Genomic DNA, 19,448 nt, shown 5'->3' on the forward strand with positions numbered 1-19,448 from the left:
GTCCGTACGGACGCGCGCGGGCGCCGACCGTCCTACGCTGAGGGCATGGGCAGCTCAGAACACCACTGTCCGGTGTGCGGACAGCCCGTGGAGAGCGTAGTCAGGCGCCACAAGACGCTGGGCGTGTGGGTCCCGCGCTGGGTGGCGGGCCCATGCCGCAATCCCGAGTGCGAGGCCCACGTTTCCGATTGCGAGGCGCGCGGCCACGAGGGCGTAGGCGAGGAGCCCGGAGAGACGGCCGCGCCGCAACCCTGAACCCCGCCCCCGGAATTCTCCGAACCCGGTGTCGAGAATCCCGGCCCGGCTCCGACGTCCCGTGTGAGAGCCGCCCGCCACGGGCGGCGAGAGCCGAAGGAGCGGAACGATGAAGTACCTGGTCATGGTGCAGGGCTCGCAGGCGGACTACGAGGCCATGCAGGGCAAGGGCAACGAGCACTCCCCGGCCTGGACCCAGGAGGAGGTCCAGGCCATGTACGCCTTCATGGGCGCGCTCAACGACGACCTCGCCGAGTCCGGCGAGATGGTCGACGGGCAGGGCCTGACCGAGCCGGCGAAGACCCGGTTCGTCGGCCTGGGCGAGGACGGCAGGAGCGTGATCACGGACGGCCCGTACAGCGAGACCAAGGAACTGCTGGCCGGCTACTGGGTCCTGGACTGCGCGAGCCTGGAGCGCGTCACCGAGATCGCCGAGCGCGTCCTGCAGTGCCCCCAGCCAGCCGGGGCGCCCACCTACCCGGTGGTGATCCGGCCCATCGACAGCATCTCCGCGGACGTGTGAGTCCGTCCCGGCGTCCGAGCACCCCCATGGACACGCCCACCGAGGTCGAGGACCTGCTGCGCCTGCACGCGCCGCAGGTCCTCGGCGCGCTGGTGCGGCGCTACGGCCACTTCGACGCCGCCGAGGACGCCGTACAGGAGGCGTTGCTGGCGGCGGCCGCGCAGTGGCCCGCGGCGGGCCTGCCGGACAACCCGCGCGGCTGGCTGATCAAGGTGGCCGCGCGGCGGCTGACCGACGCGCTGCGGTCGGAGGAGGCGCGGCGGGCGCGGGAAGAGCGCGCGGCGGCGCTCACCGAGCGGCTCGCGACCGGGCAGGACCGCGCGCCGCGCGAGGACGACACCCTCACGCTCCTGTTCCTGTGCTGCCATCCCGACCTCGCCCCGCCCGCCCGGATCGCGCTCACCCTGCGCGCGGTCGGGGGCCTGACGACCGCGGAGATCGCCCGCGCGTACCTGGTCCCCGAGGCGACCATGGCGCAGCGGATCAGCCGGGCCAAACAGAAGCTGCGGGGCGTGCGTTTCGGGCGCCCGGACCACTGGGAGATCCGGCTGCCCGCCGTCCTGCACACCCTCTACCTGATCTTCAACGAGGGCTACACGGCGACGTCCGGCGCGAGCCTGCAGCGCCGTGAACTGGCGGGCGAGGCCGTCCGGTTGACCCGTGGCGTCCACCGGCTGCTGCCCGGTGACGGCGAGGTGGCCGGTCTGCTGGCCCTGATGCTGCTCACCGACGCCCGCCGCGACGCCCGCACCGGCGCGCACGGCGAACTCGTGCCCCTCGACGAGCAGGACCGCTCCCGCTGGGACAAGGCGGCGATCGAGGAGGGCGTCGCGCTGGTCACGGGGGCGCTGTCCCGGTGCGTCGCGGGCCCCTACCAGGTGCGGGCCGCCATCGCCGCCCTGCACGACGAGGCGCCGTCCGCGGCCGAGACCGACTGGCTGCAGATCCTCGGCCTCTACGAGGTGCTGGTCCGTCAGGTCCCGGGCCCCGTCGAACGCCTCAACCGCGCCGTGGCCCTCGCCATGGTGGACGGACCGCGGGCCGGGCTCGCCGAACTGGATCTGCTGGGCCCGGAGCCGGGCCACCGCCTCGACGCGGCCCGCGGCCATCTCCTGGAGCGCGCGGGCGACTTGGCCGGGGCCCGCCGCGCCTACGAGTCGGCGGCCGCGCAGACACTGAGCCTGCCCGAACAGCGCTATCTGCGCGGGCGGGCGGCCCGGTTGGACGAATGACGCGTGGCGCCGCGCGTGCTCAGGCGGCACGCTCCATGAACCGCAGCATGTTCCCCGCCGGATCGCGGAAGGCGCAGTCCCGGACGCCGTACGGCATGTCCGTCGGCTCCTGGATCACCTCGGCGCCCGATTCCCGGACGCGGGCGAAGAGGGCGTCGCAGTCCTCGGTGGTGAAGTTGACCCCCCGCAGCATGCCCTTGGCCAGCAGCTGCTCCATCGCGGCCCGGTCGGCGGGGGAGAGGTCGGGGTTGGCCGCGGGCGGCTCCAGGACGATCGACACGTCCGGCTGCAGCGGCGACCCGACGGTCACCCACCGCATCCCCTCGTACTTGACGTCGTTGCGGATCTCCAGGCCAAGGACGTCGCAGTAGAAGGCGACGGCCTTGTCGTGGTCGTCGACGGCGATGAAACAGTTGCTCAGTCTCAGGTCCATGAGTCCAACCTAAGGTCGTCAGGGGTGCTACGCCCGTCTCGGGCGCGTGTACGCCCGCGCCACGCAGGGCGGGATCTCCGCACTCTCCTCGTGCGAGCGGGCCCGGTAGGAGCTCGGTGTCTCGCCCACCAGCTCCGTGAAGCGGGCGCTGAAGGAGCCGAGGGAGGTGCAGCCCACCGCCATGCAGACCTCCGTCACGGTCATGTCGCCGCGGCGCAGCAGGGCCTTGGCGCGTTCGACCCGGCGGGTCATGAGATAGCCGTACGGGGTCTCGCCGTAGGCATCTCGGAAGCTGCGCTGGAAGTGGCCCGGCGACATCAGGGCGGTGCGGGCGAGGGCGGCTATGTCGAGCGGCTCGGCGTACTCCCGGTCCATGCGGTCGCGCGCCTGGCGCAGGCGTACCAGATCCTCACGGTTCACCACGTCAGCATCGCACGGTGCTCACCGGCCGGGTGCCGCGACCTGGCACGCGCTTCGCCTCGCGTTCGCCTGCCGTATGAAAGCGCTTGTTCCCCTAATGGAATGGACCACATCACGTTCCTCGTTGCGGTCGTGATCGTCACGGCTCTCGCTTTCGACTTCACCAACGGATTCCACGACACCGCGAACGCGATGGCCACGTCCATCGCCACCGGAGCGCTCACACCGAAGGTCGCGGTGCTCATCAGCGGCGTGCTGAACATCGTCGGCGCGTTCCTGTCCACCGAGGTCGCCAGGACGATCTCCGGCGGCATCGTGGACGACACGCTCGTCTCCCCGGCGATGATCTTCGCGGGGCTGATCGGGGCGATCCTGTGGAACCTGCTCACCTGGCTGGTCGGTCTGCCGTCCAGTTCCTCGCACGCCCTGTTCGGCGGGCTGATCGGCGCCGTGTGGGTCGGCGCGGGCTCCGACGCCGTGCACTTCGACAAGGTTGTCGAGAAGATCCTGATCCCCGCCGTCGCCTCGCCGGTCGTGGCCGGCGTCGCCGCCCTGATCGCCACCTACGTCGCCTACAGGCTCACCGCCCGCGCCCGGAGGGAGCCCGTCAGCAAGGGCTTCCGGTTCGGCCAGATCGGCTCCGCCTCGCTGGTCTCGCTCGCCCACGGCACCAACGACGCGCAGAAGACCATGGGCATCATCACGCTGACCCTGATCTCGGCGGGCGCCCTCGACCACGACGCCGGCCCGCCGGTGTGGGTGATCGCCACCGCCGGTCTCGCCATCGGCCTCGGCACCTACATCGGCGGCTGGCGCATCATCCGCACGATGGGCAAGGGCCTCACCGAGATCCAGTCCCCGCAGGGCTTCGCCGCCGAGACGGCCTCCACGGCCGTCATCCTCACCTCCGCGCACCTCGGCTTCGCCCTGTCCACCACGCAGGTCGCCTCCGGCTCGATCCTCGGCGCGGGCCTCGGCCGGCGGCTGGCGGAGGTCCGCTGGGGCGTTGCCGGACGCATGGCCGCCGCCTGGCTGATCACGCTGCCCTGCGCCGCGCTGGTCGGCGGCATCTCGGCGAGCGTCGTCAAGCACGGCGGCACCTTCGGCATCGTCGTGGTCGCACTGGTGGGCGCCGCGGTCGCCGCGGGCATCGTCCTGCTCTCGCGCCGCAACCCCGTCCACGCCGACAACGTCAACGACCACCACGAGGTGGCCGTCAGCGCCACGCCGGCCCCCGTCGGCACGGCCGCCTGAGTCAGGAGAGAGAGTCATGGATCTGGACTGGAGTGCACTGGGCAAGGTGACCGCGGTGAGCATCGGGGTCACGGTCGCCGTGGTCGTCGTCTTCGCCCTCGGCGTCCTCGGCCTCGCCCGCCACGAGGGCGCGCGCGAGGACGGAGGCGGCGCGTCGTCGCTCGGCAGGGCGCAGGCGGGCCTGTGCTTCCTGGCCTGCGCGGCCGTGGTGGTGTACGGCATCTGTCTGATCGTGCCGCAGTTCCACTGACCGATCGACCGACCGAGCTGTTGAGGAGGACTGGATGACGACGCCGGACCTGCTGTCCGAACGGGCCGACCTGACGGTCGACTACAGCGACCCCGACGAGCCCGTACTCATCCGCCCCGACGGGTCCCCGGTCGACACCTGGCGGGAGAACTACCCGTACGGCCACCGGATGGAGCGCAAGGAGTACGAGTGGCACAAGCGGCTCCAGCAGATCGAGCTGCTGAAGCTGCAGACCTGGGTCAAGGAGACGGGGCGCCGGATCGTCATCGTCTTCGAGGGACGGGACGCGGCCGGCAAGGGCGGCACCATCAAGCGGTTCACGGAGCACCTCAACCCGCGTGGCGCACGGGTGGTGGCGCTGGTGAAGCCGACCGAGCGCGAGAGCGGCCAGTGGTACTTCCAGCGGTACGTGGAGCATCTGCCGACCGCGGGCGAGATCGTGATGTTCGACCGCTCCTGGTACAACCGGGCCGGCGTCGAACGGGTCATGGGCTTCTGCTCGGACGACGAGTACCGGCGCTTCATGCGCCAGGCGCCGGCGTTCGAGCGGATGCTCGTGGACGACGGCGTCGACCTGGTGAAGTTCTGGTTCTCGGTCTCCCAGGGCGAGCAGCGCACCCGCTTCACCATCCGCCAGGTCGACCCCGTACGGCAGTGGAAGCTCAGCCCCATGGACCTCGCGTCCCTGGAGCGCTGGGACGACTACACCGCCGCGAAGGTCGCCATGTTCCGCGAACGGACACCGAGCACGCGCCCTGGACGGTGGTGAAGAGCAACGACAAGAAGCGGGCCCGCGTCGAGGCCATGCGCAGCGTCCTGGCCCGCTTCGACTACAGCGACAAGGACGAGGAGGTCGTCGGCAGCCCCGACCCCAGGATCGTGGGCGCGGCGGCCGGCCTCCTGGAGGCGGGCGAGGACGACGACGGCCGCCGGACGAGCTGAAGGGGCCCGGCCGGTCTTCCGGCCGGGCCCCTTCATGCCAGGTCGGTGACCTGCGGGGATCGTCCCTGTAGGTCACCGACCCGGCCTTTTCTCGATGGGTGGCGACGGGTCGCGACGGTCGAGGACGAACCGGCGGGGCGAGGGTCGGAGCCGCGTCGACGGCGGTGCGGCTCCGGCCACTTCCGGCCATGTCTGGCCTGGGAGCCGGCACCAGGAGCGAAGGTGGCCGGGCCGCCGAATCGCCGTATCGCCGACCGAGGCGGAGTCAGGGGGTGCTCTCGCCGTTGACCTCCAGGCGCAGCCGGCGGGTCAGTACGTCCCGGGCGACGTCCAGGAGCGGTCGGTCGTGGCTGAAGGCGTAGCCGCGCAGCCGGATCAGGGCGTGGTCGCAGTCGGTGTCCAGCGCGTCGGCGAGCATGCCGGTGGCCTGATGTACCTCGGCGAAGTGGAGACCGGGGTCGTCGATGAGCGGAGTGTGGGGCAGGTCGGCGTGGGCGGCGGTGGTGATGGCGATCTGGGCGAGGGTGTCGGCCAGGCTGAAGGCGTCGGTGAGCTGGTCGGTGGTCATCGGTCCGGGTCGGGTCCGATGACCGGTGAGCGCGCCGAGCGCGATGACCCCGATGCGCAGGGGGAAGGAGAACACCGCGCGTACGCCCAGCGCCTCGATGGCGCCGGACAGGGACGGCCAGCGGACGGTGGCGAACGTGGCGGTGTCGGCCACGTCGGGCAGCAGCATCAGGGCTCCGTGGCGAGCGGCGTCCAGGCTGGGGCCTTGGCCCTGGACTTGCTGCAGATCCTCCAGCGCGAGCGTGCGCTCGCCGAAGGACTGCACCAGTTCGGTTCGGTCGCCGGGTGAGAGGAGCAGACCGAGGCCGTCCAGGCCCAGCATGTCGGCGCAGGCTGAGAGGGGCAGCGGTGCCAGGCCGGGGCCGGTGTGTGAGCTGAGGGCGCGCAGGTAGTCGGCCATCACCGGATGGGTCACCGCAACCGCCCCCTTCCCGGCGCCACGCAGTTCAGACGAGGACCGACCCACCAGCCAGGGCAGATAGGGCGGGTCTTCACCGATCACGCCGCGGGAGGAGCGATGCGTCGGCCGTGCCCTGCAGCACCTGGCGAGCGATCTCGGTGAGCCGCGTCCGGTGATCGCGCGCATGGCGGCGCATGAGGGTGAACGCCTCCTCGACACCGATGCCACGGCGGTTGGCCAGGTAGCCCTTGGCCTGCTCAATGATGACCCGGCTGTCCAGGGCGGCCTGCAGCTGCGCTGTCACGGTCATCTGCTCACTCACCGCCCTCTGCTGAAGCACGCCGATCGTCGCGGTGTCGGCCAGCGCCTGACCGAGCCGCAGCTGGGAGTCGTCCAGGGGGCCGGGGCGGTCCCGGAAGAGATTGAGGGCCCCGATCACCTGGTCGTGCAGCCGGAGTGGAGCAGCCACGACCGAGGTGAAGCCGGCCTCCACGGCCCGCGGCGCGAACCGAGGCCAGCGCATCGTGGCTGCTTTGGTCGCCAGCGGTACGTCGGGGATCTGCTTCTTGGTCCGGACGCAGTCACGGCAGGGACCCTCGTCCCACTCGATGCTGGCCAGTTCCAGCCGGCGGGTGCGCTCGTCCGAGGCCGCGGCGTCCACCAGCTGGCCGCCGGGAGTGGCCAGCAGGACCCCGGCCGCCGAGACCTCCAACAGGCTCACACAGTGTTCGGCGAGCGAATGGAGGAAGTTGATGACGTCGAAGTCCTGCACCAATGTGTCGGCGAGGTCGACGAATGCCGCCGCCAGCTGCTCCTCGCGCGGCAGTTCAGTCATGCCCCACTCACCTCCGGCAGTGATCCGGGGGCAACCTTCCCACAAGCCGCTGCCTCCTGCTGTCACCCATTCTCGTCCGCTCGGGGCGACGTCTGCCAGGGCACGTGGCCAAGTGCCCTGGGCGGTCAAGAGGCGGATCTCGACCGCCGGCGCGCCGAGGGCTTCCCTCTCGGGCTTGTACTCGGTGACGCGCAGAACGTTGTTCGGCGTACTCCGCGAGTCGCTGATCCGCGAGGGCCGCGCACGCTTACCAGAGGGAGCAGCTGACTGGATGCTCGACACCCGTCAGTGGCCGGGCACCGCGACCCGTTGGACGCCTCTGGGCACGCTGCGGGGCGGCACGGCCCTTTTTCGGGGGACAGGCGTCCGTGTATCCCTGGTCAGGCGCTCAAAGGGCCCTGGCCGGCGGCATTCCAGCGCCTGTGGGCCCATGCGTGCGCGATTCCGGCGAGTTCGCTGGGAGTAGTCTCGTGGACGCCGAGGGCATTGCGTGCGCAGGCGGTCATGCCGGTGCCGTTCTCGGTGAACAACAATGCCGGGCCGGTCGGACTGTGCCCGGGGGCAGGTTCACGTCATGGAACCGACTGCCGATCGTTCCGCGCGACTTTCCTCACCGCTGCCAGTGCGGCTTTCGCTGGCCCCGTACGAAGGCGTCCCGGGCGGACTCGACGGAGCATGGTGGCCCTACTCCCGCGATCTCGTCGAAGAACTGCCCCTTCTGGTGGAAGCGATGGACGGGGTGGGCACCATCACCAGAGTCATTCTGGGGATCCAGCTGTGGCCCCGTATCCCGCACCAGATCGCCGTCGGCAGGGGTTATGTGACCGCCGGGTGGTCGGTGACCGGCCAGGAGCAAAACGTGATCTCGCTCTGCTCCTATCGTGACGGGTTCCGCACCCTCCTCGTCATTCCGCCCACGGCGGCGGCCGACACCGCCGACTGGCTGATGAACTCGCCCGTTCCGGTCGACGGCAGCCGCACCGCCACCGAACTGCTTGCCATTGCGGCGGCTCGGTCGTCGGCCACATCCGCTGATGATCCACTGTGATCAGATCCACTGTGATCAGGAAGCAGATGTCAGGCCGTCCGGTCTGCCGGGCGGTGACCCGGCGGACCGGCCCTTTCAGCCGGCCTCGGCTCGCTCCGCGTGGGCGTTGGTGTGAGCGAGGCGGCAGGACTGCCGGTCTGGATGATGGCGCCGTCGAAGGCGAGCCGCCCGACGATGGCCGCGCAGACGGATCACGTTCGAGACGTACGCGAAGAAGTGCGGGAGTCACTCATCGCCGGCGAGGCTGGTGACCGCGTCACCGACAACGCGCTACGGCTCCACCTCGTCCCGGCGCTCGGCTCCCCGCCATGGCGGGGATACGCCGCAACGACCTCCGGGTGCTCTCCAAGAGCCCGTCCGGAGCCGCTCGGCCCCGGCAGCGTGCGCACCGTCTACGACGTCCTCGTGCGCCTCATGACCGCAGCCGTCGAGGACAAGGTCATCGCGGCCAGTCCGTGCCGCCGGATCACCCTCCCGCCCATGCCGGACGAGGAGGTCGCCCCGCCCACGGTGTTCACGATGGAGTAGGGAGGGTCGTTCAACGACCGCCGTTGGAAGACGGAGTGGGACTGCGCCCGCAACGCTCCAAGCAGCGGAGAACGAGTCACCGCGCGCGAGGGCCGCAAGCCCGTCGAGCTGCCGTACATGGTGACCCACGACCTGCGCCACTTCTTCGCCGCTGCCGTCATCACGCTGCGGATCTACGCCCACCTGTGGCCGGGCGAAGAAGACCGCACCCGGACCGTCATGGACGCCGTACTCGGCGGCCTGCGGACCGGGTGCGGACCGGAAGACCAAACGACCAAGGAAATCGCAGGTCAAACGGTGATCGAAGATCAAGCCTTCTTGGTCTCCCAGAAGATCTTGTCGATCTGGGCGATGTAGTCCAGGGCCTTCTGGCCCGTGGCCGGGTCGGTCGATCCCTTGGCGGCCGAGAGGGCCTTCAGGGCGTCGTTGACCAGCTGGTGCAGCTCCGGGTACTTCTCGAAGTGCGGGGGCTTGAAGTAGTCGCTCCACAGCACGGAGACGTGGTGCTTCGCGAGCTCGGCACGCTGCTCCTTGATGACGGTGGCACGCGCCTGGAAGTGCGGGTCGTCGTTGCCGGCCATCTTCTCCTGAATGGCCTTCACGGACTCCGCCTCGATGCGGGCCTGGGCCGGGTCGTACACGCCGCAGGGCAGGTCGCAGTGCGCGCTGACCTTGACCTTGGGGGCAAACAGGCGGGAAAGCATGAAGCGTTCCTTCCTCGTGATCGTCTTCTCAGGTGCGACATTACTCCCTGGAGGAGCCGAATTCGCGAGTGCCCCCATGGGCTTAGGACAAAAGTCCGGGGTCAGACTGAGACTGGTGGAGGAACGTACCGGGGAGGTGCCGGGTATGCCGGAGCTGTCGCAGGAGATCGAGCGTGGGCGGGCGCTGCTGCCCTTCGGGACGGCCGAGGTGACCGGGCCGTCCATGGTGCCCACGCTCCACCACGGGGACCGCCTCGTGGTGCACTACGGGGCCCGGATCAGGCCCGGGGACGTGGTCATTCTGCGCCATCCCTTCCAGCAGGACCTGCTCGTCGTCAAGCGCGCGGCGGAGTACCGGGACGGCGGCTGGTGGGTGCTCGGCGACAACTCCTACGCAGGCGGTGACAGCACGGACTACGGGACCGTGCCCGAGGACCTGGTGCTGGGCAAGGTCCGCTTTCGATACCGGCCCCTCAAGGGCGATCAGCGCTCGCCGTTCGCGCTCGCCCGCTGGGTGCTGTCGGCCGCCAGGCCCGTACTGCCGGACCGGTCCGCCTCCAGGCGCTTGCGGGCGCGGTAGGCGGCCACGTTGGCGCGGGTCGCGCAGCGGTCGGAGCAGTAACGGCGGGAGCGGTTGGTCGAGGTGTCCAGGTATGCGTTGCGGCACGGAGCCGCCTCGCACAGGCCGAGACGGTCGACGCCGTACTCCGTCAGATGGAAGGCCAGACCCATCGCCGCGATGGCCGCGAAGCCCGCGGTGGCGTTCGACGGGTGGTCCGCCAGGTGCATGTGCCACAGCGGGCGGCCGTCGTCGTCCCGGTGGTCGTGCCCCGAGATCTGCGGGCTCACCGGGAACTCCAGCAGCAGCGAGTTGAGCAGGTCCACCGCCAGCGTCTCGTCCCCCTTGTCCGCCGCCTCGAACACGGACCTCAGCCGCGCCCGGACCGAACGGAACCGCGTCACGTCGGCGTCGGTGGCGCGCCGGGCCGCCGACTGGTTGGCGCCGAACAGTTCGCGGACGGCCTCGACCGAGGTCAGGGAGTCCTTGCCCCGGGCCGGCTCCTCGCTGTTGACGAGACGTACGGCGTAGTCCGAGTAATAGGCCAGTTCCACTTGTAGTCCTTACGGAGGCGCTCTATGGTCGTGTGCGGGAGGAGGTAACAGCTGCCTACGCTCCCAGGGTATTACGCATGGGTGGAGAAGAGGGGATTCCATGACCACGACGACCGGAACCGGTACGACGGGTACGGACTGGCAGGCCTGGCAGGAGAGCTGGGACCGGCAGCAGGAGTGGTACATGCCGGACCGCGAGCAGCGGTTCGACATCATGCTCGACATGGTCGAGGCCTGCGTCGGTTCCGAGCCGCGCGTCCTGGACCTCGCCTGCGGCACCGGCAGCATCACGGCGCGGCTGCTGCGCCGTTTCCCGAAGGCCACCAGCACCGGGATCGACCTCGACCCCGCACTGCTGGCCATCGCCCGCGGCACCTTCGAGGACGACGACCGGGTCACCTTCGTCGAGGCCGACCTCAAGGACCCGGCCTGGCCGGCGCGGCTGCCGTACGAGACGTACGACGCGGTCCTCACCGCCACGGCCCTCCACTGGCTGCACAGCGACCCCCTGGCCGCCCTCTACGGCCGCATCGAGGCCCTCGTCCGCCACGGCGGCGTCTTCATGAACGCCGACCACATGATCGACGAGACCACCCCCCGGATCAACGCGGCCGAGCGTGTCCAGCGCCACGCCCGCATGGATCAGGCCATGCGCGACGGCGCCCTCGACTGGGCGGAGTGGTGGCAGCTCGCCGCGAAGGACCCCGCCCTCGCCGGCCCGACGGCCCGCCGCTTCGAGATCTACGGCGACCACGCTGACGGCGACATGCCGTCGGCGCAGTGGCACGCGCGCGTGCTGCTGGAGCACGGTTTCGGCGAGGCGCGGCCGGTGTGGTGCTCGCCGTCGGACACGTTGCTGCTGGCGCTGAAGTAGATGATCCATGTCACGGCGCGGCCCGCAACGAGATGGCCGTAGTGATCATCCTCCCGGGTGTTCAGGCGGCCTATGGGCTGCGCTCACTCACAGGAGGAAAGGCCACGCACGTCGGGCACCCGTACGCGATCGTCTCCATGGGGAAGGACCACCCGAAGTGCAAGATCCGCATCACGGCGATCACCACGGGCGAGAAGATCGTCTCCAAGAAGGTCTACCCCTGCCCGAAGGGGAAAGTGGTCAACAAGCGCTACGACGCCGAGGACTTCCACGGTAAGGGGCAGTTCACGACCTTCGTGTACCTGTAGTGACCCGAAATGGCGGATGCCGCCCACCCCGGCCGGGGTGGGCGGCATCCGCCATTTCGGGCAGTCCTCAGAGCACCTTGGACAGGAATGACTGCGTTCGCTCGTGCTGCGGATTGGTCAGGACGTCGCGCGGGTTGCCGGACTCGACCACCACGCCGCCGTCCATGAAGACCAGGCTGTCGCCGACCTCGCGGGCGAAGCCCATCTCGTGGGTGACGACGATCATCGTCATGCCGGACTCGGCGAGGTCGCGCATGACGTCCAGGACGTCGCCGACCAGCTCCGGGTCGAGGGCCGAGGTCGGCTCGTCGAAGAGCATCAGCTTCGGGTCCATGGCGAGCGCCCGGGCGATGGCCACGCGCTGCTGCTGGCCGCCGGAGAGCTGCGAGGGGTAGCTGGCGGCCTTGTCGGCGAGCCCCACACGCTCCAGCAGCTGCTGGGCGCGCTCCCTGGCCTGGGCCTTGTTGATGCCCTTGACCTGCACCGGCGCCTCCATGACGTTTTCCAGCGCCGTCATGTGCGGGAACAGGTTGAAGCGCTGGAAGACCATGCCGATGTCCCGGCGCTTGACCGAGACCTCGCTGTCCTTGAGCTCGTACAGCTTGTCGCCCCGCTGCTGGTAGCCGACGAGCTCGCCGTCGACGTACAGGCGGCCGGCGTTGATCTTCTCCAGGTGGTTGATGCACCGGAGGAAGGTCGACTTGCCGGAGCCGGAGGGACCGATGAGGCAGAACACCTCGCCGGACTTGACCTCCAGATCGATGCCCTGGAGGACCTCGAGGGCACCGAACGACTTGTGGACGCCCTCGGCCTTGACCATCGGGATGCCGGCGTCGCGCACGGTCGTGTCCGACTTGCTCAGCTTGCCGGTCATGCCGTGACCCCCTTCCGGCTGAACACGGGCGCCAGGTTGGACTTGATCCGCTGCCACGGCGTGGGCGGCAGACTGCGGCTGGAGCCGCGTGCGTAGTACCGCTCGATGTAGTACTGCCCGACGCTCAGGACCGAGGTGAGGATCAGGTACCAGGCCGCGGCCAGGAACAGCATCTCCACCGGGGCGCCGGAGGTCTGGCCGATGTCCTGGGCGTAGCGCAGGAGCTCGTAGTACTGGACCGCCGAGACCAGCGACGTGGTCTTCAGCATGTTGATGACCTCGTTGCCCGTGGGCGGCACGATCACGCGCATCGCCTGCGGGATGATGATGCGCCGCAGGGTCTTGCCGTGGCTCATGCCGAGCGCGTGCGAGGCCTCGGTCTGGCCCTCGTCGACCGAGAGCAGGCCGGCGCGGCAGATCTCCGCCATGTACGCGGCCTCGTTGAGGCCGAGGCCGAGCAGCGCCGTCAGGAACGGCGTCATGAAGTCCGACCAGTAGTTCTTGTAGATCGGCCCGAGGTTGACGTACTCGAAGACCAGACCCAGGTTGAACCAGACGAACAGCTGGACCAGGACCGGTGTACCGCGGAAGAACCAGATGTAGAACCAGGCGATGGACGAGGTCACCGGGTTCTTCGACAGGCGCATGACGGCGAGCACGATGCCGCCGGCGATGCCGATCACCATCGACACCACCGTCAGGAGCATCGTCTGGCCGACGCCCTTGAGGATGCGGTTGTCGAAGAAGTAGTTCGGGACGGCGCCCCAGTTGATCTTGCCTTGGCTGAATGCGTAGATGATCGCGACCAGTACGGCGATCGCGATCACGGCGGAGATGTACCGGCCGTAGTGCCGGACCGGGATGGCCTTGATGGCCTCCGCCCCGGCCGGGGGAGTGCCCCCGGTCCCCGTCGTCTTCTCGGTGTCTGCAGTCACGGGTGTTGCCTTTCAGTGGCCGCGGGCCGCGGTCACTTGCCGCCGTTGATCGCGGAGGCCTTCACGGCACCGGCGGCGACGCCCCACTTCTGGATGATCTTGTCGTACTCGCCGTTCTTGATGATGGCGTCCATCGCGGCCTGGAGAGCGTCGCGCAGCTGGGTGTTGCCCTTGGCGACCGCGATGCCGTACGGGGCGGCCTCGACCTGCTCGCCGACGATCTGGAAGTCCTTGCCGCCACCGGAGGTCTTCACGGCGTACGCGGCGACCGGGAAGTCGGAGGAGCCGGCCTGGGCACCGCCCGCGCGGACACGGGTCTGGGCCTGCTGGTCGTTGTCGAAGGACTCGATGGCGAGCTTCTTGCCGGCCGGGCACTTCTTGGCCTCGGCCTTGGCGAGGTCCTCGGAGACCGTGCCGCGCTGCACCGCGATCTTCTTGCCGCAAAGGTCGGCCCAGGTCTTGATGCCCTGGTCGTTGCCCTTCTTGGTGTAGATCGAGACACCGGCGTTGAAGTAGTCGACGAAGTCGACGCCCTCGCCGACCTTCTTGCCGGTGGTGGAGTCGATGCCCTGCTGGCGGTCCTTGGTGTCGGTCATCGCGGACATGGCGATGTCGTAGCGCTTGGAGCGCAGACCGGTGATCAGGGTGTCGAAGGTGCCGTTCTCGAAGTCGAACTTCACGCCGAGCTGCTTGCCCATGGCGGCGGCGAGGTCGGGGTCGATGCCGACCGTCTGGCCGGAGCTGTCCTTGAACTCGACCGGCGCGTACGCGATGTCCGAGCCGACCTTGACCACGCCCTTGTCGCGGATCGACGCGGGCAGCTTGCTCGCCAGCGGGGCCGAACTCGCCGCGGCGCTGCTGCTGCCGCCGCTGTTCTTGTTCTTGGTCTGGTCACCGCAGCCGGTGAGGATCAGGGTGCCTGCGACCGCGATCGCACCGACCGCTGCCAGACGGGTGCGTGCGGCGGTCGAACGACGGGTGGAGCTTGCGGCCATTTTGGGTTCCTCCGGCGGAAGGGTGGAGTTGCCGATGGGTCGACGAGAACACACACCATCGGGTGTCGCGACCTCGTGTGTTTACGGCATCTTGCCATTCGGACTCATCCGTTCAGGGGGCCAGCCATGTCAAAATCGGATAACGGGTGACCCCCGAACCGCCTCAGGTCGGTACAACATGACCGGACCATCTGCGGGAATCCGGCGTTCCGGCCGGAAGATCTTCGCCGTATCTCAGGATTCGGGAACACACCCCGAGGTGTTGATCACTGTTCGACCGCTGGTCAAGGGTTCGTCGCGGACGTGTCCCTCTATTTCGTGACGATTCTTGTCACCGAGACGTGACCTTCCGGCCCCCGGATGTGACCTTCCACTTAATGGGCTCGTCCTCGGTACGGTCCGTCCGGTAAGAAGGTTCTTTACACCCCTCATCCGGGGCTCGGGGCGCGTGTGCGGCGCGCCCGTCGCGTATGACCCGTACGCATCAACAGATCGGGCATACGCGGTCCCGCCCACCCCTCACCAGGAGTGGCCACCCTCAACCAATGAAGATCTAAGGGGTAAGACAAAGTGGCAGCGGAGATCGTCAATCCTCGCAGCGACAACAGTACGGATCAGGACGGGGCTGAGCCCCTCGATTCCTTCGATTCGGTGTTCGCGCTGCACCGCGGCGGCAAGATGGCTGTGCAGGCCACCGTGCCGGTCCGTGACAAGGACGACCTGTCCCTCGCGTACACACCCGGCGTCGCGCGGGTGTGCACCGCGATCGCCGAGCAGCCTGCGCTCGTCCACGACTACACGTGGAAGTCGTCCGTCGTGGCCGTCGTCACGGACGGCACGGCGGTGCTCGGACTCGGGGACATCGGCCCCGAGGCCTCCCTTCCGGTGATGGAGGGCAAGGCGATTCTGTTCAAGCAGTTCGGCGGCGTCGACGCGGTGCCGATCGCGCTCGCGTGCACGGACGTCGACGAGATCGTCGAGACGGTCGTGCGCCTCGCCCCGTCCTTCGGTGGCGTCAACCTGGAGGACATCTCGGCACCCCGGTGCTTCGAGATCGAGCGCAAGCTGCAGGAGCGGCTCGACATCCCGGTCTTCCACGACGACCAGCACGGCACGGCGGTCGTGACGCTCGCCGCGCTGCGCAACGCCGCGCGGCTGAGCGGGCGGGCCATCGGGGACCTGCGAGCCGTCATCTCGGGCGCCGGTGCGGCCGGTGTCGCGATCGCCAAGATGCTGATCGAGGCCGGCATCGGCGACGTGGCCGTCGCCGACCGCAAGGGCGTCGTCTCGGCGGACCGCGAGGACCTGACGCCGGTCAAGCGTGAGGTCGCCTCCTTCACCAACAAGGCCGGTATCACCGGGTCGCTGGAGGCGGCTCTGGAGGGCGCGGACGTCTTCATCGGCGTCTCCGGCGGCACGGTCGCGGAGAAGGCCGTCGCCTCGATGGCCGAGGGCGCGTTCGTCTTCGCCATGGCCAACCCGAACCCCGAGGTGCACCCGGACGTCGCGCACAAGTACGCGGCGGTCGTGGCGACCGGCCGTTCGGACTTCCCGAACCAGATCAACAACGTGCTGGCGTTCCCGGGCATCTTCGCGGGCGCGCTGCAGGTGCGTGCCTCCCGGATCACCGAGGGCATGAAGATCGCGGCCGCGGAGGCGCTGGCCGGGGTCGTCGGGGACGACCTCGCCGCGGACTACGTCATCCCCTCGCCCTTCGACGAGCGGGTCGCTCCGGCCGTCACGGCGGCTGTCGCCGCCGCGGCCCGGGCGGAAGGCGTCGCGCGGCGCTGACGTGCCGTCCGCTTGATGGCCCCGTCCTTTCGGCGGGGCCATTTCTTTACCCACCCGCCCACCCGTTCAGGTGACCGAACGAGCACGTCACCTTGGCAAGAGGGCGTGTGTCACAGCGCGCTGTTGTTCCGTCGGCTGCAAACGCCACCTATCGTCAACGTCATGTTCGCCGTCTACGCCGCCCGAATCGACCGCGACCAGCCGCTGAGCGGCCTCGAGTTGGGGGAGCGTCCCGCTCCCGAGGCCCGTCCCGGCTGGAGCACCGTCAACGTCAGGGCCGCCTCCCTCAACCACCATGACCTCTGGTCGCTTCGGGGCGTCGGCCTCCCGGAGGACCGGCTGCCGATGATCCTCGGCTGTGACGCCGCCGGCGTCGACGAGGACGGCAACGAGGTCGTGCTGCACTCCGTGATCGGGCAGAGCGGTCACGGCGTGGGCCCCAAGGAGCCTCGCTCCATCCTCACGGAGCGCTACCAGGGCACCTTCGCCGAGCAGGTCGCGGTGCCGACCTGGAACGTCCTGCCCAAGCCCAAGGAGCTTTCCTTCGAGGAGGCCGCCTGTCTGCCCACGGCGTGGCTGACGGCGTACCGCATGCTCTTCACCAACGCGGGCGTGCGGCCGGGCGACTCGGTCCTCGTCCAGGGCGCGGGCGGCGGTGTCGCCACGGCCGCGATCGTGCTCGGCAAGGCGGCGGGGCTGCGGGTCTTCGCCACCAGCCGCGACGAGGCCAAGCGCAAGCGGGCGCTCGAACTGGGCGCCGTCGAGGCGGTGGAGTCCGGCGCCCGGCTGCCGCAGCGCGTCGACGCCGTCATCGAGACCGTCGGCGCCGCCACCTGGTCCCACTCGGTGAAGTCGCTGAAGCCCGGCGGCACGCTCGTCATCTCGGGTGCGACGAGCGGTGACCGGCCCTCGCACGCCGAACTCACCCGCGTCTTCTTCCTGGAACTCAAGATCGTCGGTTCCACGATGGGCACCAAGGACGAGCTGGAGGACCTGCTCTCCTTCTGCGCCGCCACGGGCGTCCGCCCCGTCATCGACGAGGTGCTGCCGATGGACCGGGCGCGCGAGGGCTTCGAACGGATGGAGTCGGGCGGGCAGTTCGGCAAGATCGTGCTCACCAACGGCTGACGTTCTCCCTCTCCCCGGTTTTCTCGGGTTTTCTCTCTAGCCTTCTCCGGGCGGCGGGTTCGGGTTTCCGAGCCCGCCGTTCGCGTTTCCGCGGGCGTCATTGTCAACCGGGGTTGACGGATGCGGACTGTCAACGTAAGTTGACAGCATGACCGAAGCGACAGACCTCGCCGAGCGCGCCGGTGACCGTGATCCACGGATCGGACTGCGTGCCGTCGCCGCACTGCGCCGGCTGCTGGAGCAGCTGGAGTCGGTACAGGTGCGCAGCGCGCGCAACCAGGGCTGGTCGTGGCAGGAGATCGCCGCGGAACTCGGGGTCAGCAGGCAGGCCGTGCACAAGAAGTACGGGAGGCATTGATGTTCGAGCGGTTCACGAAGGACGCCCGCGAGGTGGTGCAGGGGGCGGTCGGGCAGGCCGAGCGGGCGGGGGCGCCGTGTGTCGAAGCCGAGCACATGCTGCTCGCGCTGCTCGAACGTGAGGGCAGCCGCGCGTCGTTCGCCCTGGCCTCGCTCGGGCTGGCCGGTGAGCGCAAGGAGTCTGTACGGGAGGCCGTCGCCGAGGCGCGGCGGCGGGCCGGGCTCTCGCAGGCCGACGCCGACGCCCTCGCCGGACTGGGGATCGACGTGTCGGAGATCGTCGCCCGGGTCGAGGAGGTGCACGGCGTGGGCGCGATGTCCGGCGACCGCAAGGACAAGGGCTGGTGGCCGGGCCGCCGCACCTTCGGCCGCAGCGCCAAACAGGTCCTCGAGAGGTCGCTGCACACCGCCGTCGCCCACGGTGACCGCCACATCGGCGACGAGCACGTCCTCCTGGCCCTGACCGATCGCCCCGGCGTCCCCGCCGAGGTCCTCGCCGGCCACGGGGTGACCCACGAGTCGCTGATCCGCCTCCTGTACGGCGACGGGCAGGCCAAGGCGGGCTGAGCGGGCGGGCCGCTCGGCCGTGCCGGTGCCTGCCCTGCCGACTGCCTGTCCTGCCGACTCAGACCTTGGGCCGGCGCAGTATCGCGCCGATGTGTGCCGCCGCCGTCGAGAGATGGCCGCGCGCATCGCGCAACTGCTCGTCGGTTACGCCGTGGTCGCGGGCCGCGTCGCGGATGTCGTCCCGGAAGCGGTCGAGCAGGCGGTCGAGGTCGCGGGCGGCGTCGCCGCTGGACTCCTCGTGCGCCCAGGCCGGTTCGTACCCGGCGGGGAAGTCCTCCGGGGTGGACGAGTACTCCGGCCGCGGCGCCGAGGCGCCCGTGCCGCCCCGTCCGAACCCGAAGTCCTTGCCGAACTCCTTGCCGAAGTCCTTCCCGAACTCCCCGAACTCCTTGGCCAGTTCGGTCAGGCCCTCGCGCACCCCCGTCGGCCAGTCACCGCGCGCGAAGTGGTCCTGCACCTGTTCCTGCACCCGCCGGCCGATGCGCTGCAGCTCCTCCTGCGCCTGCGCCCGGGCCCGCTCCTGAGCCTCCTTGGCCTGGCGGCGGGCCCGCTGGGCCTCCTCGCGGGAGCGGCGGCTCTCGTCCTTGGCGCGCCGGGCCTGCTCCTTCCACTCCTGCTTCACGCGCCGCATCTCCTCCTTCGCGGCGCGCCACGACTCCTTGTCGGCGTAGTCCGCGAAGTCGCCGAGGGGGCTGTCCTTCTCGCCGCGCCCCGTGGTGCCGCCACGGCGCGCCTCGCTGGCCGCGGCCCGCATCTCGCGCCGCAGATCACCCGCGGCTCCCCGCACATCGGCCTGGATCTCGGCGGCGAGCTCCGCGACCGACTCGCGGATCTCCAGCTCCAGGTCGGCCAGTTCACCGCTGCGGTCGGCCAGTTCGGCGCGGCCGGCGTCCGTGATGGCGTACACCTTGCGGCCGCCCTCGGTGGTGTGGGTGACCAGGCCCTCGGCCTCCAGTTTGGACAGCCGGGGGTAGACGGTGCCCGCCGACGGTGCGTACAGCCCCTGGAAGCGCTCCTCGAGGAGGCGGATCACCTCGTAACCGTGGCGTGGGGCCTCGTCCAGCAGCTTCAGCAGGTAGAGGCGGAGGCGGCCGTGGGCGAAGACGGGGGGCATG

General features: G+C 69.8%; 23 protein-coding genes and 2 pseudogenes. 15 read left to right on the top strand and 10 right to left on the bottom strand.

Features of this window, described 5'->3' with window-relative positions; all coding sequences use genetic code 11:
- Positions 1-45: 45 nt before the first annotated feature.
- From ACIBN2_RS16305 to ACIBN2_RS16315, 3 genes are all read left to right on the top strand, one after another.
- A complete protein-coding gene (locus ACIBN2_RS16305; RefSeq protein ID WP_399135019.1) occupies positions 46-255 on the top strand; it encodes a hypothetical protein in 210 nt (69 codons plus the stop codon).
- A gap of 109 nt (positions 256-364) precedes the next feature.
- Positions 365-778 carry a YciI family protein gene (locus ACIBN2_RS16310; RefSeq protein WP_399135020.1) on the top strand — a complete coding sequence of 138 codons (414 nt, stop codon included), beginning with the start codon at positions 365-367 and terminating at the stop codon, positions 776-778.
- Positions 779-804: 26 nt separating this feature from the next.
- The gene (locus ACIBN2_RS16315) at positions 805-2,010 is read left to right on the top strand and encodes an RNA polymerase sigma factor (protein ID WP_399135021.1); all 1,206 of its coding nucleotides are present in this window, start codon (positions 805-807) and stop codon (positions 2,008-2,010) included.
- 19 nt (positions 2,011-2,029) lie between these two features.
- Here the strand turns inward: ACIBN2_RS16315 and ACIBN2_RS16320 are convergent, their stop codons facing one another.
- Both ACIBN2_RS16320 and ACIBN2_RS16325 read right to left on the bottom strand, forming a co-directional pair.
- Positions 2,030-2,443, bottom strand: coding sequence for a VOC family protein (locus ACIBN2_RS16320; RefSeq protein ID WP_399135023.1), 414 nt, complete (start codon positions 2,441-2,443; stop codon positions 2,030-2,032).
- Between the two features lie 27 nt (positions 2,444-2,470).
- A complete protein-coding gene (locus ACIBN2_RS16325; RefSeq protein WP_399135024.1) occupies positions 2,471-2,863 on the bottom strand; it encodes a helix-turn-helix transcriptional regulator in 393 nt (130 codons plus the stop codon).
- Positions 2,864-2,965: 102 nt separating this feature from the next.
- Here ACIBN2_RS16325 and ACIBN2_RS16330 point away from each other — a divergent pair, with 102 nt between their 5' ends.
- From ACIBN2_RS16330 to ppk2, 3 genes and pseudogenes are all read left to right on the top strand, one after another.
- Positions 2,966-4,117: an anion permease gene (locus ACIBN2_RS16330; RefSeq protein ID WP_399135025.1), complete on the top strand. Its 1,152-nt coding sequence runs from the start codon at positions 2,966-2,968 to the stop codon at positions 4,115-4,117.
- Positions 4,118-4,133: 16 nt separating this feature from the next.
- Positions 4,134-4,367: a hypothetical protein gene (locus tag ACIBN2_RS16335; protein WP_399135026.1), complete on the top strand. Its 234-nt coding sequence runs from the start codon at positions 4,134-4,136 to the stop codon at positions 4,365-4,367.
- 34 nt (positions 4,368-4,401) lie between these two features.
- Positions 4,402-5,309: pseudogene (ppk2, locus tag ACIBN2_RS16340) on the top strand (polyphosphate kinase 2).
- A 265-nt stretch (positions 5,310-5,574) separates the two neighbouring features.
- Here the strand turns inward: ppk2 and ACIBN2_RS16345 are convergent.
- Together ACIBN2_RS16345 and ACIBN2_RS16350 are read right to left on the bottom strand one after the other, a co-directional pair.
- On the bottom strand, positions 5,575-6,291 hold the full coding sequence (locus ACIBN2_RS16345) for an ANTAR domain-containing protein (protein ID WP_399135027.1): 717 nt from the start codon (positions 6,289-6,291) through the stop codon (positions 5,575-5,577).
- Between the two features lie 76 nt (positions 6,292-6,367).
- Positions 6,368-7,111, bottom strand: coding sequence for an ANTAR domain-containing protein (locus ACIBN2_RS16350; RefSeq protein ID WP_399135028.1), 744 nt, complete (start codon positions 7,109-7,111; stop codon positions 6,368-6,370).
- A gap of 574 nt (positions 7,112-7,685) precedes the next feature.
- Here ACIBN2_RS16350 and ACIBN2_RS16355 point away from each other — a divergent pair.
- Positions 7,686-8,159 carry a DUF5994 family protein gene (locus ACIBN2_RS16355; RefSeq protein WP_399135029.1) on the top strand — a complete coding sequence of 158 codons (474 nt, stop codon included), beginning with the start codon at positions 7,686-7,688 and terminating at the stop codon, positions 8,157-8,159.
- A gap of 187 nt (positions 8,160-8,346) precedes the next feature.
- A pseudogene (locus tag ACIBN2_RS16360) lies at positions 8,347-9,044 on the top strand (site-specific integrase); the annotation flags it as partial.
- Here ACIBN2_RS16360 and sodN read toward each other — a convergent pair.
- Positions 8,996-9,391 carry a superoxide dismutase, Ni gene (sodN, locus tag ACIBN2_RS16365; protein WP_399135030.1) on the bottom strand — a complete coding sequence of 132 codons (396 nt, stop codon included), beginning with the start codon at positions 9,389-9,391 and terminating at the stop codon, positions 8,996-8,998. The pseudogene ACIBN2_RS16360 and the gene sodN overlap by 49 nt on opposite strands.
- A 145-nt stretch (positions 9,392-9,536) precedes the next feature.
- Between sodN and sodX the strand changes: the two genes are divergently transcribed.
- Positions 9,537-9,971, top strand: coding sequence for a nickel-type superoxide dismutase maturation protease (sodX, locus tag ACIBN2_RS16370; RefSeq protein ID WP_399135266.1), 435 nt, complete (start codon positions 9,537-9,539; stop codon positions 9,969-9,971).
- On the opposite strand, the gene ACIBN2_RS16375 is transcribed toward sodX, so the two are convergent.
- Positions 9,875-10,504 (bottom strand): CGNR zinc finger domain-containing protein, encoded by a 630-nt coding sequence (locus ACIBN2_RS16375; protein WP_399135031.1) that lies wholly within the window; start codon positions 10,502-10,504, stop codon positions 9,875-9,877. The genes sodX and ACIBN2_RS16375 overlap by 97 nt on opposite strands.
- Before the next feature lie 100 nt (positions 10,505-10,604).
- Between ACIBN2_RS16375 and ACIBN2_RS16380 the strand changes: the two genes are divergently transcribed.
- Both ACIBN2_RS16380 and ACIBN2_RS16385 read left to right on the top strand, forming a co-directional pair.
- On the top strand, positions 10,605-11,378 hold the full coding sequence (locus ACIBN2_RS16380) for a class I SAM-dependent methyltransferase (protein WP_399135032.1): 774 nt from the start codon (positions 10,605-10,607) through the stop codon (positions 11,376-11,378).
- Between the two features lie 32 nt (positions 11,379-11,410).
- Complete coding sequence (locus tag ACIBN2_RS16385) at positions 11,411-11,686, top strand: hypothetical protein (RefSeq protein WP_399135033.1); 276 nt, start codon at positions 11,411-11,413, stop codon at positions 11,684-11,686.
- Between the two features lie 67 nt (positions 11,687-11,753).
- Here the strand turns inward: ACIBN2_RS16385 and ACIBN2_RS16390 are convergent, their stop codons facing one another.
- Genes ACIBN2_RS16390 through ACIBN2_RS16400 form a run of 3 tightly spaced genes read right to left on the bottom strand, consistent with a single transcriptional unit; the run spans position 11,754 to position 14,490 of the window.
- Positions 11,754-12,560 (bottom strand): amino acid ABC transporter ATP-binding protein, encoded by an 807-nt coding sequence (locus ACIBN2_RS16390; protein ID WP_399135034.1) that lies wholly within the window; start codon positions 12,558-12,560, stop codon positions 11,754-11,756.
- Complete coding sequence (locus ACIBN2_RS16395; RefSeq protein WP_399135035.1) at positions 12,557-13,495, bottom strand: amino acid ABC transporter permease; 939 nt, start codon at positions 13,493-13,495, stop codon at positions 12,557-12,559. The genes ACIBN2_RS16390 and ACIBN2_RS16395 overlap by 4 nt, the downstream gene beginning before the upstream one ends.
- A 32-nt stretch (positions 13,496-13,527) precedes the next feature.
- The gene (locus tag ACIBN2_RS16400; RefSeq protein WP_399135036.1) at positions 13,528-14,490 is read right to left on the bottom strand and encodes an ABC transporter substrate-binding protein; all 963 of its coding nucleotides are present in this window, start codon (positions 14,488-14,490) and stop codon (positions 13,528-13,530) included.
- Positions 14,491-15,060: 570 nt separating this feature from the next.
- Here ACIBN2_RS16400 and ACIBN2_RS16405 point away from each other — a divergent pair.
- From ACIBN2_RS16405 to ACIBN2_RS16420, 4 genes are all read left to right on the top strand, one after another.
- On the top strand, positions 15,061-16,281 hold the full coding sequence (locus ACIBN2_RS16405) for an NADP-dependent malic enzyme (RefSeq protein ID WP_399135037.1): 1,221 nt from the start codon (positions 15,061-15,063) through the stop codon (positions 16,279-16,281).
- Positions 16,282-16,443: 162 nt separating this feature from the next.
- Positions 16,444-17,409 (top strand): zinc-binding dehydrogenase, encoded by a 966-nt coding sequence (locus ACIBN2_RS16410; protein WP_399135038.1) that lies wholly within the window; start codon positions 16,444-16,446, stop codon positions 17,407-17,409.
- Between the two features lie 148 nt (positions 17,410-17,557).
- Positions 17,558-17,767, top strand: coding sequence for a helix-turn-helix domain-containing protein (locus tag ACIBN2_RS16415; RefSeq protein ID WP_033525401.1), 210 nt, complete (start codon positions 17,558-17,560; stop codon positions 17,765-17,767).
- Positions 17,767-18,333 (top strand): Clp protease N-terminal domain-containing protein, encoded by a 567-nt coding sequence (locus tag ACIBN2_RS16420; protein ID WP_399135039.1) that lies wholly within the window; start codon positions 17,767-17,769, stop codon positions 18,331-18,333. The genes ACIBN2_RS16415 and ACIBN2_RS16420 overlap by 1 nt, the downstream gene beginning before the upstream one ends.
- Positions 18,334-18,391: 58 nt before the next feature.
- On the opposite strand, the gene ACIBN2_RS16425 is transcribed toward ACIBN2_RS16420, so the two are convergent.
- A complete protein-coding gene (locus ACIBN2_RS16425) occupies positions 18,392-19,447 on the bottom strand; it encodes a helix-turn-helix transcriptional regulator (protein WP_399135041.1) in 1,056 nt (351 codons plus the stop codon).
- Between the last annotated feature and the right edge of the window lies 1 nt (position 19,448).

Source organism: Streptomyces sp. NPDC050534 (assembly GCF_044457745.1).
In the GTDB taxonomy this organism is placed as follows: Bacteria; Actinomycetota; Actinomycetes; order Streptomycetales; family Streptomycetaceae; genus Streptomyces.

What these genes read in the sequence shown, in the direction of transcription:
- ACIBN2_RS16305 (WP_399135019.1), top strand. Translation starts at nt 46, where the DNA reads ATGGGCAGCTCAGAACACCACTGTCCGGTGTGCGGACAGCCCGTGGAG.
- ACIBN2_RS16310 (WP_399135020.1), top strand. Translation starts at nt 365, where the DNA reads ATGAAGTACCTGGTCATGGTGCAGGGCTCGCAGGCGGACTACGAGGCC.
- ACIBN2_RS16315 (WP_399135021.1), top strand. Translation starts at nt 805, where the DNA reads ATGGACACGCCCACCGAGGTCGAGGACCTGCTGCGCCTGCACGCGCCG.
- ACIBN2_RS16320 (WP_399135023.1), bottom strand. Translation starts at nt 2,443, where the DNA reads ATGGACCTGAGACTGAGCAACTGTTTCATCGCCGTCGACGACCACGAC.
- ACIBN2_RS16330 (WP_399135025.1), top strand. Translation starts at nt 2,966, where the DNA reads ATGGACCACATCACGTTCCTCGTTGCGGTCGTGATCGTCACGGCTCTC.
- ACIBN2_RS16335 (WP_399135026.1), top strand. Translation starts at nt 4,134, where the DNA reads ATGGATCTGGACTGGAGTGCACTGGGCAAGGTGACCGCGGTGAGCATC.
- ACIBN2_RS16350 (WP_399135028.1), bottom strand. Translation starts at nt 7,111, where the DNA reads ATGACTGAACTGCCGCGCGAGGAGCAGCTGGCGGCGGCATTCGTCGAC.
- ACIBN2_RS16355 (WP_399135029.1), top strand. Translation starts at nt 7,686, where the DNA reads ATGGAACCGACTGCCGATCGTTCCGCGCGACTTTCCTCACCGCTGCCA.
- sodN (WP_399135030.1), bottom strand. Translation starts at nt 9,391, where the DNA reads ATGCTTTCCCGCCTGTTTGCCCCCAAGGTCAAGGTCAGCGCGCACTGC.
- sodX (WP_399135266.1), top strand. Translation starts at nt 9,537, where the DNA reads ATGCCGGAGCTGTCGCAGGAGATCGAGCGTGGGCGGGCGCTGCTGCCC.
- ACIBN2_RS16380 (WP_399135032.1), top strand. Translation starts at nt 10,605, where the DNA reads ATGACCACGACGACCGGAACCGGTACGACGGGTACGGACTGGCAGGCC.
- ACIBN2_RS16385 (WP_399135033.1), top strand. Translation starts at nt 11,411, where the DNA reads ATGGCCGTAGTGATCATCCTCCCGGGTGTTCAGGCGGCCTATGGGCTG.
- ACIBN2_RS16390 (WP_399135034.1), bottom strand. Translation starts at nt 12,560, where the DNA reads ATGACCGGCAAGCTGAGCAAGTCGGACACGACCGTGCGCGACGCCGGC.
- ACIBN2_RS16400 (WP_399135036.1), bottom strand. Translation starts at nt 14,490, where the DNA reads ATGGCCGCAAGCTCCACCCGTCGTTCGACCGCCGCACGCACCCGTCTG.
- ACIBN2_RS16410 (WP_399135038.1), top strand. Translation starts at nt 16,444, where the DNA reads ATGTTCGCCGTCTACGCCGCCCGAATCGACCGCGACCAGCCGCTGAGC.
- ACIBN2_RS16415 (WP_033525401.1), top strand. Translation starts at nt 17,558, where the DNA reads ATGACCGAAGCGACAGACCTCGCCGAGCGCGCCGGTGACCGTGATCCA.
- ACIBN2_RS16420 (WP_399135039.1), top strand. Translation starts at nt 17,767, where the DNA reads ATGTTCGAGCGGTTCACGAAGGACGCCCGCGAGGTGGTGCAGGGGGCG.
- ACIBN2_RS16425 (WP_399135041.1), bottom strand. Translation starts at nt 19,447, where the DNA reads ATGCCCCCCGTCTTCGCCCACGGCCGCCTCCGCCTCTACCTGCTGAAG.